A 16,016-nucleotide genomic window follows, 5' to 3' on the forward strand; every position below is an offset into this window, starting at 1 on the left:
TTCCTCGTGCAGATTGAAAATAGCGGAGAAGTCCACCCCAACTTCAATGTTGCCCATCGGGCTGTGGCGAAAAACGACCCGTTCGACGCATGTGCTGCATACGAGGTGATTCTCGTGCTATGTGAAGATGCTGGGCCGGCGGGGTTGGCCGTGGCGGGCAGAAGTTGACTGAAGGTTTGGCACGTGACAGCACGGGAGCAGAAGTGCGGCGTGTTCAATACGCGCTAGAGCCACCTGAAAGCTGGGCTCGGTGTTTGACCGCTCGAATACGCTGCCGTCTTGGCAGTAACGTCACCACGAGCAGCGGGGGCTGGAGTTCCAGGCAGAGGGGCCCCCAGGCGCGTCTCAGTGTACCTTCAAACTTGCGCTTGACTACGCTTTGTTTCGACTTCGCGCGTCGCCTTTCCTCGACGATTTGTTCCCTTACTTCGTGAATCGGGCACTCGGCCTGTCGAGTGACGGATCACGAGTTCGGCAGGAAGTGTAATCCGTGCGGCGGCCGCTTCGGTGCCATCGATGCTGGCAAGAACGGTATTGACTGCTGCTCGTGCCATTTGCTGGAACGGTTGCCGGATCGTCGTAAGGGCTGGATGAACCTGTGCCGCCATAGGGATGTCATCGAATCCGATGACAGAGATGTCGTCAGGTACGCGCAGGCCAGCCTCGCGCACAGCGGCGATAGCGCCAAACGCGCTGAGGTCATTTGCGGCAAAGATGGCGGTTGGTGGATCTGCAAGCTTGAGCAGGTGCGACGCTGCTTCAAAGGCTTTCATCTGGGAGAGGTCACCCATGGTAACGAGGGCGGAATCACGGGGCAAGCCGAACTGGACGATCGTGTCGTCGTAGGCTCTGCGACGATCCCTTACCCCTTCAATCGTTTCGTCGCCGGATATGAAGGCAATGCGCCGATGTCCCAAGCCGGCGAGATGCTCGACGGCAAGACGAGCGCCCCCGTAATTGTCAACGGAAACCGACGGAAAACTTGTCAGCGATCCGCGTTGATCGATGAGAACGACAGGGACGTGAGCTGCAGCCAATGCGTCGAAATACGTCGATTCTCTCGGAAGAATGGCGACGACCCCGTCTGCGAATTGCTGAAGAAGATTAATCACGCTTCGATGAGTAGCCCGATCCTCGTCAAAGATCGTGTAAACCAGTGTTTCGTAGCTAACTGCACGAGCCGCCCGGCCAACGCCGAGTATCAGTTCACTCGCAAACTGATTGTCGAGCATCGGCGTGATGATCCCGAGAATGCCGTTACGGCCGCCGGAAAGCTTTTGTGCGCTGCGATTTACGACGTAGCCGATGTCGGCGGCAATCCTTAACACCTCATCTCGCGTCTCACGCGACACGCCAGGGCGATCGTTAAGTGCACGAGACGCCGTCATCTGCGATACCCCAGCAATCTGTGCGACATGCGCGAGGGTGGGATTTTGCTTGTTCATGGCCGAATAGGATCCGGAAAACGCGGTTTCGCCTTGATGGGGCGCGATGCGCGAAGGACATGCTTGTAACGGTAGCAAGACGTTATCGCTAGCACAAGTTTGTACTTTATAACATTGTACCAGTAGCTGGGTGGCCGACTTGCGAAATGCGCCGGGAAACGTTATGTGGAAATTCGCCTCCGGTACGGCGGCTGGCATCGGGCGGGATGGCACTGACTGTCGTACACCGCCGGAATCATGGGTAAACCCTCATGGTGCCTTGGCCGCCATCGAACTAACATAAATTAACGTTAGCGATAACGTTATAGGTGAGAAGCAAACATCAACCGAGGAGACGAAAATGAAGTGGTTTACAGGCCGCAAACACGCGTCAATCCACGGCGTCGCGGCATTGCTGTGTGCTGCAACCGCGGCATGGACTGGGACCGGAAATGCTCAATCGTCGAAGACGATTACCACGTGGGATCACCAGACCGATGGCAACGGACCCAAGGTCGTGCGCGACGCCTCCGACCGCTTCGAAAAACAGAATCCGGGCTACAAGGTCGAGGACTCACACGTGCTCAACGATGCGTACAAGGCCAAACTGAAGGTGGCATTCGGCGCGGGACAGCCTCCTTGCCTGTTTGACACGTGGGGCGGCGGACCATTGCGCGAATACGTTAAGGCGGGGCAGGTCGTCGACCTTACCCCGTATCTCCAGAAGGACCCCGCGTACCGTGACCGGTTCCTGTCGACGTCATGGCGTGCTGTTACTTACGACAACAAGATCTACGGAATCCCGACCGAGAACGTTTCGGCAGCGGTTATCTTCTATAACAAAGACCTCTTCAAGCAGTACAACCTTACGCCGCCAGCTACGTGGGGCGACCTGATGAATGTCGTCAAAACGCTGCAGTCTCACGGCGTTGCGCCATTCGCGCTCGCGAACAAGAACAAGTGGACCGGGTCGATGTACTACATGTATCTCGTCGACCGCGTCGGTGGGCCGGAGGTATTCCGCAAGGCAGCAGAACGTCAGCCCGGAGGCAGTTTTGCCGATCCCGTTTTCATCGAGGCGGGCAAATACATTCAGCAACTGGTTAAGACTGGTGCGTTTGCGCCGGGCTATAACGGGCTCGACTATGACATTGGTGCATCGCGGCGCCTGCTTTACTCCGGTCGTGCAGCAATGGAGTTGATGGGAGGATGGGAGGCAGCGACCATCCAGAAGGAAAACCCCGCGTTCTACAAGAAGCTCGATTTCTTCCCATTCCCAAGCGTGCCGGGCGGTAAAGGTGATCCCCGCGATGTAGTCGGAACCGTTGGCGACAGCTTCACCAGTATTGCGGTGCAGTGCAAAGACCGCGATGCCGCTTTCAAGCTGATCAAGACGCTCACCGACGACGAGTCGATGAAAGCTCGGGTTTCAGATGCACGTATCCCGCCCGTCAAGAACATTACGGTGACGGATCCGTTCCTCAAGAGATTGCAGGAGCTGGTTGCACAAGCGCCGAACGTGCAGTTGTGGTACGACCAGGAGCTTCCGCCGAAGCTGGGAGAGTTGCACAAGGATACTTCGCAGGCACTCTTCGGCCTGTCGTTGAGCCCGGAAGCTGCAGCGCAGCAGATGGAAGCGGCCGCCAAGGCTGATGCTGGCGGTAAATGAAAATGATTGCCCGGCGACATGACGGGCCAGGAGACACTTGTGAACATTGCAATCCCGCTTGAGCCGCAAAGGGCTCAACGACTGCAGTCAAGATGGCTTGTCATCGCGGTTCTTCTTGCACCGTCGGTCGTCTTGTTGTCGGTTTTTCTGATTTATCCATTGTTGTCGAGTTTCCAGTTATCGACTCTGGACTGGAACGGCTTGGGAAGCAACGCGCGCTTCGTTGCGCTCGATAACTGGGTGCACCTTGCCCACGACGATGTTTTCTGGAAGGCACTCGGCAATAATCTGCTTCTTGGAATTTTTTCGATTCTCATACAACTGCCTATTGCACTTGCTCTTGCCGTTTTGCTCGATAAGGCGGGGCGTGGCTCGCGGACGCTCAAGATTCTGTATTTCCTGCCGCTTCTGATGTCGAGTGTGGCAATTGGGGTGCTGTTCAAGAATGTTTATGACCCGAATTTTGGTCCGCTGAATGTCGCGTTACACGCGTTTGGTCTGGACGGACTGGCGAAGGATTGGCTTGGCGACACGCATTACGCCCTCGCGTCAACGATTGCCGTCATCTGTTGGCAAAACATTCCCTTCTACATGATTCTTTTCCTCGCAGGACTGTCGTCCTTCCCTGCGGAGATCGGTGAAGCGGCCTGCCTCGATGGCGCATCGGAATGGACGATTTTCTGGCGAATGAAGTTGCCTCACCTACAAGGGACAGTCAGGACAGGTGCGCTGCTGGCTATTATCGGTTCACTGCGCTACTTCGACCTGATTTACGTGATGACGGGTGGGGGGCCGGAGAGTTCGTCTGAAGTGATGGCGACATACATGTACCGGACTGTATTCAGCTCGTTCCAGCTCGGCTACGGTAGTGCGATTGGTTCAGCAATGTTCATTATCGTCGCAGTTGTTGCCGCGGCAGCGATGCGCGTAACCAACCGGTTTGCAACGGAGGTCTGACATGATTCGGTCTGCAACCTACGGAGGCAAGCAGTTTCGTCCCGGTATCTTTCTGCTGGGACTGGTCTGGCTTGCAGTAACTACGTTGCCGTTTCTCTTCGTTGTGGCGACCAGTTTCAAGACTCAGGAAGAGACCTATTCGGAATCTGTATGGGCATTGCCCTCACACCTGGACTTCGGAAACTATCTGGATGTCCTTCGAGGTTCGTTCTTCACGTACCTTGGAAACAGCTTCTTTGTTGTTGGGGTCTCGGTCACGCTCATCGTCCTGTTTAGCGCAATGGCGGCCTACGTGTTCGCGCGCCTGCCTTTTCGCTTGAACAAGCCGCTTTTCGGTCTCGTTGTGGCTGGCATGATCGTCCCGTTGCATGCAACGTTGGTCCCGATCTATCTTCTGATTCGAAACATCGGGTTGTATGACACGAAATTTGCGCTCATCGGTCCGTATGTAGCCTTGAGTCTGCCGATCTCTATTTTCATCCTGACCGAGTTTATGCGTCAGATCCCGCGCGAGCTCGAGGAGGCAGCACAACTCGATGGCTGTGGGCCCTTCAAGATCTTCTGGCGGATCTACTTCCCGCTGTCAACACCGGGTCTTGCAACCGTGGCGATCTATAACGGCATTGCACTCTGGAACGAATTCATCTTTGCCTATGTTCTGACGTCGACGCCGGAACATCGAACCTTGCCTTTGGCGTTGTGGGATTTCCAGGGGCAGTACTCTTCGAATATTCCAGCAATGCTTTCTGTCGTGACGCTAACTTCGTTACCTTTGATTCTTGTGTACGCATTTGGCCAGGAACGGATTATCAAGGGGATGATGGCTGGATCATTGAAAGGATAGAAGGGCAGCGACATTAGGGAAGCAGAGCATAGCCCGGATTCGGTCAATGTTTTGCTAATTGTTTGGTCAACGTGTTTTAGTGACGAGTGGCATATAAATTGCCATCTTCGGCGAGCGAGTGAGTCATGGCTAGCATTACTCTTTCAGCAGTTCAGAAAGCCTACGAAGGCAATCCGCCTGTGATTCGTGATGTGAATCTTGAAATCGGAGTTAATGAGTTTTGCGTATTTCTTGGTCCATCGGGGTGCGGAAAGTCAACGCTGTTGCGCATGGTCGCAGGTCTGGAGGAGATTACCGCGGGTGAACTCCGTATCGACGGCAAGGTGATGAATCATGTGCACCCCTCCCAGCGTCGGGTTGCGATGGTTTTTCAGAACTACGCACTCTATCCGCACATGAGTGTGTATGAAAACATGGCTTTCGGACTGCGCCAGGCGAAACTCGATAAAGACACGATCGACCGCAAAGTCCGTCAGGCGGCGCAGGCATTGCAACTGGAGAAATATCTTGACCGGCGACCTGCCGCGCTGTCCGGTGGCCAGCGTCAGCGGGTTGCAATTGGACGGGCGATTGTGCGCGAACCCGGCGTTTTTCTTTTTGATGAGCCGTTGTCAAACCTCGATGCGTCACTTCGGGTTCAAACCCGTACCGAAATTGCACGCCTTCACAGGGAATTCAACAGCGCAAGCGCAATTTACGTAACGCATGATCAGATCGAAGCGATGGCACTTGCCGACAAGATCGTGCTTTTACACGCGGGCGCAGACATGGAACGACATGGCAGCGTTGCGCAAGTCGGTGCTCCACTGGAGTTGTATCACCGTCCTAAAAGTCGGTTCGTAGCGGGGTTTATCGGGTCGCCGAAGATGAACTTTTTCCCAGGCACCATTTCGTCGATTACGAACGCTGGTGTTGATGTCCGCCTGATCACGGGCGATGTAATTCATGCTGCCGTCGATGGTAGCAAAGCGCGCATGGACATGAACGTGACAGTGGGCATTCGACCTGAGCACCTTCATCTTGATGCTCAGGGTGGCAAACGGCAATCAATCCGAGGAAACGTCCGTCTCGTTGAGCGATTGGGTGAGCACAGCTACGTTCACGTAGCGATAGGTGAGAAGGCGGACCCGATTATCGCGAAACTCCCCGGAGATGGTGGGGTTTCGTTTGATGAGCGGATCACGCTCTGTGCTTCTCCAGAGGAGTGTCACGTTTTCGATGATCAGGATATGGCTCTGAACCGCCTTGATACTGTCGTTGCGCCGATGACGGCTATTCGCCTCGTCTAGGGTCAGGCAGGCCGCAGCTGTTTAGCATTTCGCTCAACATTACTGTTTCTAATGGAATTTCTATGTCGTACGCGATCTATCCGAGTCTTCAGGACAAGACTGTAGTCATCTCAGGCGGTGGGACCGGCATTGGCGCCGCCATGGTTGGAGCGTTCGCTGGACAGGGCGCGCGGGTGTACTTTCTGGATGTCGCGGAGGTGGAGTCGCGTGCTCTCCAGGATTCACTGAGCCATGCGTATCATCCGCCGCAGTTCCAGCGCTGTGACCTTCGGAATGTGGATGCAATTGCCGAAGTGTTTTCAGCCATAACAGATGCGGCAGGTCCGATTGAAGTGCTTGTCAATAACGCGGCCAACGATGATAGGCACGATTTCGAGACAGTTTCACCCGCCTATTGGGACGAGCGAATCGCAGTCAATTTGCGACACCATTTCTTCTGCGCGCAGCAAGCCGCGCAAAGCATGCGGAAAAACGGACGCGGCGTCATTCTGAATCTCGGTTCCGTTTCATGGCATCGTGCATTGCCGGATCTCTCGATCTATATGACCGCGAAAGCGGGCATTGAAGGGTTGACGCGGGGACTGGCGCGCGACTTGGGATCCTATGGCATCCGGGTCAACTGTATTGTACCTGGTGCCGTTCGAACTCCCCGACAGATGAAATTGTGGCAGACCGAGGAGAGTGAAGCGAAGTTGGTCGAGACGCAGTGTCTGCGTGAGCGTATCGAACCAGAGCATGTAGCACGGATGGCGCTGTTTCTGGCGTCGGACGATGGCGCCCGCTGCTCAGGGCGGGAGTATTTCGTAGATGCCGGATGGTACGGTGCATGAACACTCCGTCTCCAGTTTGCGTCTGGCAGGTTGAGGCAGAGCTTGGCGAAGGTCCGGTCTGGCAACACAGTGAGGGAGCCGTCTATTTCGTCGACATCAAGGGCCGCTATTTGCACCGGTTGTCTGTCGAGACAGGCGAAAAGACCACCTGGCGAGCTCCCTCGGAGCCAGGCTTCGTTCTGCCGTTATCCGATAGCACATTCGTATGCGGTTTGCGGGACGGTTTGTATCGATTTGATGTCGAGGATGGCAAGTTTTCACAGATAGTAAGTGTCGAGGTGGATCTACCTGGTAACCGACTCAACGATGGTTTTGTCGATTCTGAGGGCCACCTGTGGTTTGGGTCAATGGACGATTCGGAGAAGAAGCCGACAGGCTCGCTCTATCGACTTGAAGACAGCGGGGGTGTGACGATGCGTGACGCCGGATACGTCATTACGAATGGTCCGGCGACGAGCCCGGACAATCAGACGCTATATCACACGGACACGTTGGAGAAGACCGTGTATGCGTTTGATGTCAACGAGCTTGGGGAACTGTCGCGCCGGCGGGTCTTCACGACCATCTCGGGGACTGGGTATCCCGATGGGATGACTGTTGATGTTGACGGCTTCGTCTGGGTTGCGCTCTTTGGCGGTGGACGGGTTGAACGCTATTCGCCGGATGGAGCGCTCGTAGAACAGGTCCCCTTCCCTTGTTCCAACATCACGAAGCTCACGTTCGGTGGAGATGATCTCCGTACTGCGTACGTTACAACTGCGCGCAAAGGGCTGTCGCCTGAAGACATACTGCAGCAGCCCCTCGCAGGTGGCCTGTTCTCGTTTCGGACCGAGACCCCGGGGAAGGCGCAGGCGAGGTGCACAAGAGGTCTGACACCATAAGGCAAAGAGCTTAGATCAATCGGTCCGCTAACGAGGGTCGTTTGTTATGAAAATGGAAAGATAGTCTAGATTAGGACTATTAAGCGTAAATATTTTAGGTCGAAGGAAGCTGTTGCGCGGAGAGTGTGCGTTGCACGCGAAATATTTCAGTTCGTGAGTCTGTTTTGACCACAAAAAATATCTGATTAAAGGAGCCTTTTTATGCCTACGAAGACCGTTGATGAGACGCCGCTGTATCGAAATCCGGGGGCCGCGATCGAAGATCGTGTCGAGGATCTTCTCGGACGAATGACGTTGGAGGAGAAAGTTGCGCAGTTGCACGCCGCGTGGCTCAAGCTGTCCTCGAATGGAAATCATGAATGGCGAGTCGCGGACTTCGCGCAACGTACGACTGACATTTCCATCGACTCGTTGTTGAAGCACGGCTTAGGGCAGATTACCCGGCCGCTTGGGACTCACACGGTTGATCCCAAGGAAGGTGTTCGCGCACTCAACGAACTGCAACGTCAGATGATGGAGGAAACCCGGCTTGGGATTCCGGTGATGTCTCACGAAGAGTGTCTGGTCGGCCTGATGATCAAGGACGCAACGCTCTTTCCTGCGCCCCTGAACTATGCCGCGACATGGAATCCTGAACTCATCGAGCAGGTGGGCGAGATAATCGGCCAGCAGGCGCGCTCTATCGGCTGTCATCAGGGGCTTGCTCCTGTTCTTGACGTGTCTCGCGATCCTCGGTGGGGCCGCACGGAAGAGACCCTGGGTGAAGATCCCTATCTCGTAGGCGTAATGGGATACCGATATGTCAATGGTCTTCAGGGCGAGCAACGTGACCTGCTCGCAACGCTCAAGCATTTTGCAGGGCATTCAGCGAGCGAAGGCGGACGGAATCACGCGCCCGTCCACGTCGGACCGCGCGAATTCAACGACATTTTCCTCTTGCCATTCGAAATGGCGGTGAAACTCGCGAATGCGGGTTCGGTGATGCCTGCCTATCACGATATTGATGGCATCCCCTGCCATGCGGACCGAACGCTGTTGACGGGGATTTTGCGCGAGAAGTGGGGGTTTGACGGGCTGATTGTTGCGGATTACGCGGGAGTCAACCTCCTTTACACGCATCACGGTGTGGCTCGGGACGCAGCCTCGGCTGCCGCAATGTCGTTTAAGGCAGGACTTGATATCGAGCTGCCCGGCCACGAGTGCGCCTTGCATTTGAAAGAGGCTTTAGCGCGCGGAGAGATAACGGAAGAAGTCATCAATCCGATTGTCGCCCGGGTGCTAGCGACCAAGTTCAGCCTCGGTCTTTTCGAGCGTCCCTATGCCGATCCGGAAAAGGTCGAACTGCGAGGCGAGGCCGCTTCCCGAGTGGCGTATCAGGCAGCTGTCGAGTCGGCGGTTCTGCTGTGCAACGACGGAACTTTGCCGCTGAATGTCGAGAAAATTGCGAAGCTTGCTGTGATTGGTCCCACAGCGGACGACCCACTCGCGCTGCTCGCAGGATACAGCTTCCCGGTTCACCTGATTAACGCAGGGGAGAAAGCCGGCGTGCCCATGGCGACACCTCTTCAGGCGTTGCGAGCCCGGTTCGGTGACCTGCACGTCACCTATGCAAAAGGCTGCGACGTAATCAAGGAACGAAGCCAGGGGGCGCCGGTGTATCCTGGTGATGTAAAGATGGACGAGGCGATTAACGAGAATCGTACGTCTTTGATCAGCACTGATAGGGGACAGATTGCCGAAGCTGTGAAGGCAGCGAAGGATGCAGATGTCGCGGTCGTTTTTGTGGGCGACCTCGCTGGCCTGTTCCAGTCGGGTACAGTAGGTGAAGGTTCTGACACCGACAGCTTTGACTTGCCGGGCGTGCAGCAGGCGCTCGTTGAAGCGGTCGTCGAAACCGGTACGCCTACGGTGGTGGTGTTGACGGGTGGTCGGCCGTACAACCTTGGGGGTTTTGAGGACAGAATCGCGGCGCAAGTCATGGCTTTTGCGCCAGGCGAAGGGGGGCCTGACGCGCTCGCCGATCTTCTCGTTGGAAAGGCGAGCTTTTCCGGCCGCTTGCCACTTTCTGTACCTAAAAGCGCTGGGGCAGTTCCTTTCTTCTACAACCACAAGTTGAAGAGCGCCGGAACACCAATCGCCTATCATTTTGGCTCGCGCTACCCATTCGGCTTCGGATTGGGTTACACGAAATTCGAATACCGCGAGCTGGAAGTAAAAGAACTTCAGGTTCCGATCGAAGGTGGAACGATCGAGTTGGAACTTGAGATTGAAAACGTGGGTACCAGAGAGGGTACGGAAGTTGTTCAGGTGTATGTTCGCGACCGACTCGCTTCCACCGTGCGACCAGTCAAGGAATTGAAGGCATTTTCGCGCATCAGCGTAGAGGCGGGCAAGCGAGCTAAGGTCGCAATCTCCGTTCCTGTGGACATGCTCAACTTCACTGATGAAAACGGGGACCGCGTGGTAGAGCCAGGTGAGTTCGATGTCATGATAGGTAGTTCGAGCCGCGATATTCATCTGACGGAGACAGTAACAGTGATCGGTGAGCATCCAGTGATCCTGCCTTTCAGTTGGCGCATGTTGAGCAGCGTCAAGTCTACCGTCGAAGCATCTAAAGCGAAGCGCGTCGGAACCGACACGCGGCCCGTGGCCAAGTAACCGCTGCAAAAATCTCAAAGATTGCGGTGACGGAACACCTAGTCCTGTCACCGCAAAGAAACAAGGAGGCGTGCTACTTTCCGGGGGACTCTATCTTCGTCCGCTACTTGAACTCGTGAGCGCGGGATTAAGCATGCGCCACGAAGGTAGACATACGCAGTGTCGTAAGCGTCTCGACGCAATCAGCCTCGGTCAACGGGTGTCTGCGAGTCGGGGCAGGGATGGGCATCTTTAGGTAGCCGAGTGGCTCGCAGTGCTGTTTTGGCGTCGCGGTGACCGAGATTCTAAGTCGCCGGTCCGTACGAATTTGACGTGAATCGTTGCTTGCATGCGAGTTCGAAGGTTTCATGATGAGCCATTTTGCCCACCTGACGTCCTGCCCCCTAAACCTAAGTATCAAGTTGGGGTTCTCGATCGCGATGCTTGCAATGCTTGGTGCAAGTACTCACTGCTACATTCCTGTCTCGCTGGAGTGTACGCGCTGGATTCAAGGCCAGGAGGGTCGTACCGCGCGGATCGCTAATCTTTACGGTCGCTCGCTCATGCAGCCGTTGGGGTATATCGATCGCTCTGCAAGCAAAGCCCCATTCGCTGCGGCGTCGCCGAATCGTGAGGCGGCAAAGTTAGTGGTGGTAGCGGTCAAACTTGGCGTTGTATTGACCAGAATGGGCGAATACCTTGCTTCCATTAACGTGAGTCTCGCGCGACTCAAATCGATCGAATTTACCTCACGAGGCGATTCTCCGGGGGAGGAGATTGGACGGCTCCGCGCTATTCTAGCCAAAGCGGTCACCGAGACGAAGGTCACTCGTCCAGATGCTGCTATCCTTTTGATGGCCTCAGCCGCTGTCGCGGTCATCTGCGTAACAATATGCTTTTTGCTGAAGTTGTTTGCGCTTTTTTCGAACCGTCGGCGCGAGGCAATGTTAGACCGAGTTGCGGGCGGGAACCACGACGCGCGGAGCGCCATTTGCGCGAATCGCGAAATTTTTCGGCTCGCTGCGCTCGTCACCAGGACGGTAAATTGCCTGCGAAAGGCAACCAAAAAGCCGACATTCAGCCAAAGAAAGTATCGATGCATCTTCGAGAAGTCGCTCAAAGGCATCTTTCGGATCGACGAGAGCGGCGAGCTTCATGAAGCCAATCAGACCATGGCAGAACTTCTTGGCTACCAAAGTGCAACTGATCTTATTCGTTCAGCTACACAAGAGTCGCATCAGCGACCGTTCTCAGCCATGAGAACTCGTGTGCTTTTCGATGCTGTGCGGGCGCAGGGTGCGGTCGTGGGGCTGGAGATGCAGTTGAGCCGCAACGACGGTAAGCCCATCTGGGTGCTGATGAATGCCCGAGGGATTATGGCCGAAGACGGCAGAATACTTTGGCTTGAAGGCCAGCTAACAGACGTGACTAGACAGAAGATCGCGACTGACGACCATGAGTACCTCTGCGACGCGCCCACAGCAGAGGTCGGGCAGCGAGATCATATCGAGTCGAAACTAGGTGAAGCCGGTGAACAGTCGAAGCAACTGGATGTCCGTCTTGAAGCTGCTCGTGAGGAGGAACGAAAGCGAATTGCCATGGAGGTACATGACGAACTTGGTCAAATACTCACGGCAATGAAGATTCACTTGTCGTTGCTAAGGTCGCACCTGAATTCTGATTCGACCGCCATGCACAAAGCGGAGGAGACGCTCGGCCTCGTGGATAAGAGCATGCATATCACGCGGAGTCTCGTCAATCATCTGCGCCCAGTTGCCTTGAACTTCGGACTTGTCTCTGCTCTGGAATGGCTTGTGACTGATTTCAATCGACACACCAAGATTTCATGTCATTTTCGTGCTGTGGGTCCAGAACCAAACCTCACTGATGCAAGCGCAACCGCAATATTCCGCATTGCACAGGAATCGTTAACCAATGTGGCGCGTCATGCAGATGCGTCTGAGGTTGAAGTGATACTAACTAGTGATCAATCACATTTAGAGCTTTCCGTGATTGATGATGGTCGGGGTTTCAACCTGACGGATGCACATGCGCGCGATTCGTATGGGCTGCTAGGCATGACCGAGCGTGCGCGGTTAATCGACGCGCAATTGCACATAGACAGCCAGCCGGGTGGTGGCTCGACGGTACGCCTACGCGTATTTGGAAGCGCTAGCGTTGTCAAGTAGGCGTCAACGCTTAAGTAAAAGCGCAGGCAGAGGTCGTCGCTTCAGCCACGCTGAAACTGCGGCGGTCCGTAGTGATTTGCTTCCACCGGTTCATATACCTGTGTTTTTGAATACCTGAATCACTTCATCGACTTCTCGTTCAGGATAGCGCAAGCAAGTGCGTCAAGGACAGTAGCCGGTCAAGCGTGTCGCGACGAATGCTTGCTGTATTTTTCAGCGCTTCTTCATGGTACGCGGTGGGAAGGTTATCGGTTCATGCCAGAAGTTTCTTACAGCTGCGGCCGACTCAGTCTTCGGGTTCGGGGTGCACGCCAACGAGAAGAGAGGCCCTGCAGGAAATCTCTCAGAACCAGTGCTGAACAACAGCGTGAATCCGCAGATCGTACGGCCGTGGTGCAACTGGCCTTGGAATTGGCGGCGGACGGCCAGATCTGTATCGCCAACACAGTGCTCAAAGGTCATGCCCTAGCGTCTCGCCGCAGGAGGCGCATAGAGCATCTGGCCGAGCCATGACATCAAGACTATGAACAAGCGCCTAGAGGCGCTGGAAGCGAAGTCCACCCTGGAAGGGCTGGTGTAAACCGAATCGCAGCCGGTCGCCCTGGAGCGTGCCACACTGGAAAATGAAATGCACGGCGAGTTTGAATCTGAGTGCCCCAGCGACCTAGGCGCAGGATATTTTTATGTCGGCACAGCCGATCCGCATTTTTCTCCCTGAACCTATCAGAGAGAACTGATCTCATACTGAATCAGTTCTCTCTTTGCTCCCCCGACTGCCTATCGGGTGCGGTCTAGGTTAAAAGCACTTCATCTCAGGGTCCACGATCCGTCCGCCCTCGATAACAGGACGGCCGTCGAGCATGACCGTGCAACCAAGCAACGGCATGTCAATATGCCCCTTGGTCTTGCGTTTATGCGACGGACCAGTAGAGAACAAGTAGCTGCCCGGTAACCCGCGGACGGCAGCGACCAAGTGATCCATCTTGTGTTCGAAGTTGACCACATCATGATAGGAAGCCCGCGGGTTCATCCCCCATCCAAGGTGCGAAACAGCATACGGGTCCATATCGCTCTCCGAGGACTTGCACTCATCAAGCCACGCGCGGAACAGGTGGGCGTCAAGCCCCCCGGTGACCGACCGCACATATCCTTCCCGCACTTCCAGTTTGATCTCGCTCTGCACGATCCTCATGTAGGGAAGCGCCCAGAGGTCACCTGGTTGGACAACCACGGTGCCGTTCGCGGTGCCGTCGACCGGGAACGCGCCCATCATACATTGACCCCATTCATCCATGTGCCCCGGCTCGTCGGCAGCCCCATAATGGCAGAGGTGTGGAGCGCTGTGATCCACCTCATACGAAAAATCGGTTCCAGCCGCGCTGGTCACACGAATGACTTTGGTGGCCTGAACCTGCCTCTGCGCAGCCAGTGCCACACGCTTGAAATTTTCGTCGCCCTGCAGCTTCAAGAGCATCCAAGGAACGTCGAGAATGTTGAGGATACGTCCTCCCGATTCGCGAACTGCGCGCTCCCAACCCGAGAAAAACCCGACAACAAACGAGACTACAAGATCGACACGTTCAAACGCCTCTCGCAGACCAGGAGCTTCATAAGGGTTTGCGCCAACGTATCGAACATCGGGACCGCTGGGCACACGCACTTCGTAACAGGCGCTTCCAAGGCTCGTGCACGCTACGAGCCCCGCCTCCACAAGCTCCCGAGGACTGGAGTCATCTGTTAGAAAGAGCACAGTCTCCTTGGGCTCGAGCTTGCAGAGCCGGAGTTGTTTGATAAACGCCGGTACAATGGTCGCAGACGAAACTTTTGAATCAAACGTAAGCATCTAATACTCCTCCAGATTTATTGATTTAGGTGCAACAGGAATCAATGCGGGCGAAAAATTCAAGTAACCGTGGACCGAGTAAATCCACTACGCTGTTTAAAAGTAGTACTGAGCTGTAGTGGTTATTGCCGTCTAGAACCACAAACTGCGGCAAAGTTTTCTCGTTATCGAGTCGCGCTTTCATCACAGATATAGCCTCTGCGTGCATACGTATCGGCTCATGCTCTGAGACCGCCAAAAACAATGGGATATCAGATAGCGCAAGACCGGGTAGGCTCGATTGCGACGAATACAGCTCTGGCCGGTCTCCAAAGTAGGCAGGGTTTGGTTTCCCTACGGTGTTGTCATATATTCCAGAAAGAAGGACGCAACCGATAACCTCCGGTGGAGGCTTCCGTAGCGTCACAGCTCCGGCGACGTGGACCGCTCCCCCTGAATGCCCCATCGCAACGACTTTTGCCGGGGTGCCGATTAAGCTTCGAACACGGGCCGCCACCGCCTCAACAGCAAGCCGAACATCCTCGGCGCCTGCTGGCCACGGGTGCTGGGGAGCCAAACGATAGTTGATCGTGGCAGCGTACATGCCATGTGCAGCGGCCCATCTTCCGATGTTGTCATATAGGGGACTGTCAGGCTCTCGTTTATCCCCGCCGACGAAACCTCCACCATGCACAAACAACAGCACCTTGGAGGGCGCAAAATCCGGCTGTTTCGCGGGTTCATACCAGTTAAATTTTTGTCTTACATCTGAACCGTAAGCAATGTCTGGCGTTACTAGAACCGAATCGGCATTACTGACCTGAAAACCACGCATTGCATTGATGGTGGCGCGAAATGTGTCAGGAGAGAGCGCAGGATTGACACCGCTCAGCGCTTGCCGGATCGCATCGCTGGCCAAATGAAGGGGGCTGCAGCTGTTTAGGCCGAGCAAGGATTGGTGATTTGTGGCACTCATTCGATTCCCTCTGAAAACGCTAAGTCGGGTCATCGAAGAATGTTAGGTGCCAGTTTGTCCGTTGGATACTGCTGACTCGACATGACGCTTATCCGATAGGCGGATAACCACCGACGTGTAAAGACCACCGGCGTTCACGCAACAGGCGGCGTAACACCGCGTGGCATCAGCGTCAGAGAGCTATTTGTACCTCTACATAGTGCAACGCCATGCCACCGCTTCCGTCCTCTCGATTCCCTCACGACGGCGCTGGTGTCTTTTTATCGGCATCGCAACCTGTGCCAGCGTTACTAGCACTTTTGGACGTCATCGCACTTGCAGCTTGGGATGGCTGAGTATCGATGAACCCCAGTGCCCGAATCTGGGAGCCGGCTAGAAGGCCTGCGCAAAAATCGTACGTCGTCGAAGTTTGGTCAATAGCGGGTGGGGTTAACGATGTGGTCAAAAGATTGACGTGAGTGTCTATGTTTCGATAGATTAGGTTCTTCTTTGATAGCG

11 protein-coding genes are annotated in these 16,016 nt (G+C 55.1%); 8 read left to right on the forward strand and 3 right to left on the reverse strand.

The genetic code is table 11. The features are described from left to right. Window positions 1-356: 356 nt before the first annotated feature. Window positions 357-1,445 carry a LacI family DNA-binding transcriptional regulator gene (locus tag BLT65_RS29510; RefSeq protein ID WP_091784356.1) on the reverse strand — a complete coding sequence of 363 codons (1,089 nt, stop codon included), beginning with the start codon at window positions 1,443-1,445 and terminating at the stop codon, window positions 357-359. A 340-nt stretch (window positions 1,446-1,785) separates the two neighbouring features. Here BLT65_RS29510 and BLT65_RS29515 point away from each other — a divergent pair, with 340 nt between their 5' ends. The 8 genes from BLT65_RS29515 (at window position 1,786) to BLT65_RS29550 (ending at window position 12,720) form a co-directional block, all read left to right on the forward strand. Beyond that, window positions 1,786-3,093, forward strand: a complete 1,308-nt coding sequence (locus BLT65_RS29515) for an extracellular solute-binding protein (RefSeq protein WP_091784359.1) — start codon at window positions 1,786-1,788, stop codon at window positions 3,091-3,093. A 39-nt stretch (window positions 3,094-3,132) separates the two neighbouring features. After that, a complete protein-coding gene (locus tag BLT65_RS29520) occupies window positions 3,133-4,050 on the forward strand; it encodes a carbohydrate ABC transporter permease (RefSeq protein ID WP_244186717.1) in 918 nt (305 codons plus the stop codon). A 1-nt stretch (window position 4,051) separates the two neighbouring features. Then, complete coding sequence (locus BLT65_RS29525) at window positions 4,052-4,894, forward strand: carbohydrate ABC transporter permease (RefSeq protein WP_091784365.1); 843 nt, start codon at window positions 4,052-4,054, stop codon at window positions 4,892-4,894. A 125-nt stretch (window positions 4,895-5,019) separates the two neighbouring features. Further along, a complete protein-coding gene (locus tag BLT65_RS29530; protein ID WP_091784368.1) occupies window positions 5,020-6,183 on the forward strand; it encodes an ABC transporter ATP-binding protein in 1,164 nt (387 codons plus the stop codon). Window positions 6,184-6,245: 62 nt separating this feature from the next. Then, a complete protein-coding gene (gene xylB, locus BLT65_RS29535; protein ID WP_091784371.1) occupies window positions 6,246-7,013 on the forward strand; it encodes a D-xylose 1-dehydrogenase in 768 nt (255 codons plus the stop codon). After that, entirely contained in the window at window positions 7,010-7,894 is an 885-nt protein-coding gene (locus BLT65_RS29540; protein WP_091784375.1) for an SMP-30/gluconolactonase/LRE family protein, read from the forward strand. Before xylB ends, BLT65_RS29540 begins: the two co-directional genes overlap by 4 nt. Window positions 7,895-8,095: 201 nt before the next feature. Continuing rightward, complete coding sequence (locus BLT65_RS29545) at window positions 8,096-10,552, forward strand: glycoside hydrolase family 3 N-terminal domain-containing protein (RefSeq protein WP_091784378.1); 2,457 nt, start codon at window positions 8,096-8,098, stop codon at window positions 10,550-10,552. Between the two features lie 347 nt (window positions 10,553-10,899). Beyond that, window positions 10,900-12,720 carry a PAS domain-containing sensor histidine kinase gene (locus BLT65_RS29550; RefSeq protein ID WP_091784381.1) on the forward strand — a complete coding sequence of 607 codons (1,821 nt, stop codon included), beginning with the start codon at window positions 10,900-10,902 and terminating at the stop codon, window positions 12,718-12,720. 796 nt (window positions 12,721-13,516) lie between these two features. On the opposite strand, the gene BLT65_RS29555 is transcribed toward BLT65_RS29550, so the two are convergent. Together BLT65_RS29555 and BLT65_RS29560 are read right to left on the reverse strand one after the other, a co-directional pair. Then, window positions 13,517-14,563 (reverse strand): 2,5-dihydroxypyridine 5,6-dioxygenase NicX family protein, encoded by a 1,047-nt coding sequence (locus BLT65_RS29555; protein ID WP_091784384.1) that lies wholly within the window; start codon window positions 14,561-14,563, stop codon window positions 13,517-13,519. Between the two features lie 25 nt (window positions 14,564-14,588). Continuing rightward, window positions 14,589-15,518, reverse strand: coding sequence for an alpha/beta hydrolase (locus tag BLT65_RS29560; RefSeq protein WP_167306566.1), 930 nt, complete (start codon window positions 15,516-15,518; stop codon window positions 14,589-14,591). Between the last annotated feature and the right edge of the window lie 498 nt (window positions 15,519-16,016).

This window comes from Paraburkholderia steynii, from assembly GCF_900100565.1.
In the GTDB taxonomy this organism is placed as follows: domain Bacteria; phylum Pseudomonadota; class Gammaproteobacteria; order Burkholderiales; family Burkholderiaceae; genus Paraburkholderia; species Paraburkholderia terrae.

What these genes read in the sequence shown, in the direction of transcription:
- BLT65_RS29510 (WP_091784356.1), bottom strand. Translation starts at nt 1,445, where the DNA reads ATGAACAAGCAAAATCCCACCCTCGCGCATGTCGCACAGATTGCTGGG.
- BLT65_RS29525 (WP_091784365.1), top strand. Translation starts at nt 4,052, where the DNA reads ATGATTCGGTCTGCAACCTACGGAGGCAAGCAGTTTCGTCCCGGTATC.
- BLT65_RS29540 (WP_091784375.1), top strand. Translation starts at nt 7,010, where the DNA reads ATGAACACTCCGTCTCCAGTTTGCGTCTGGCAGGTTGAGGCAGAGCTT.
- BLT65_RS29545 (WP_091784378.1), top strand. Translation starts at nt 8,096, where the DNA reads ATGCCTACGAAGACCGTTGATGAGACGCCGCTGTATCGAAATCCGGGG.
- xylB (WP_091784371.1), top strand. Translation starts at nt 6,246, where the DNA reads ATGTCGTACGCGATCTATCCGAGTCTTCAGGACAAGACTGTAGTCATC.
- BLT65_RS29560 (WP_167306566.1), bottom strand. Translation starts at nt 15,518, where the DNA reads ATGAGTGCCACAAATCACCAATCCTTGCTCGGCCTAAACAGCTGCAGC.
- BLT65_RS29530 (WP_091784368.1), top strand. Translation starts at nt 5,020, where the DNA reads ATGGCTAGCATTACTCTTTCAGCAGTTCAGAAAGCCTACGAAGGCAAT.
- BLT65_RS29550 (WP_091784381.1), top strand. Translation starts at nt 10,900, where the DNA reads ATGATGAGCCATTTTGCCCACCTGACGTCCTGCCCCCTAAACCTAAGT.
- BLT65_RS29555 (WP_091784384.1), bottom strand. Translation starts at nt 14,563, where the DNA reads ATGCTTACGTTTGATTCAAAAGTTTCGTCTGCGACCATTGTACCGGCG.
- BLT65_RS29515 (WP_091784359.1), top strand. Translation starts at nt 1,786, where the DNA reads ATGAAGTGGTTTACAGGCCGCAAACACGCGTCAATCCACGGCGTCGCG.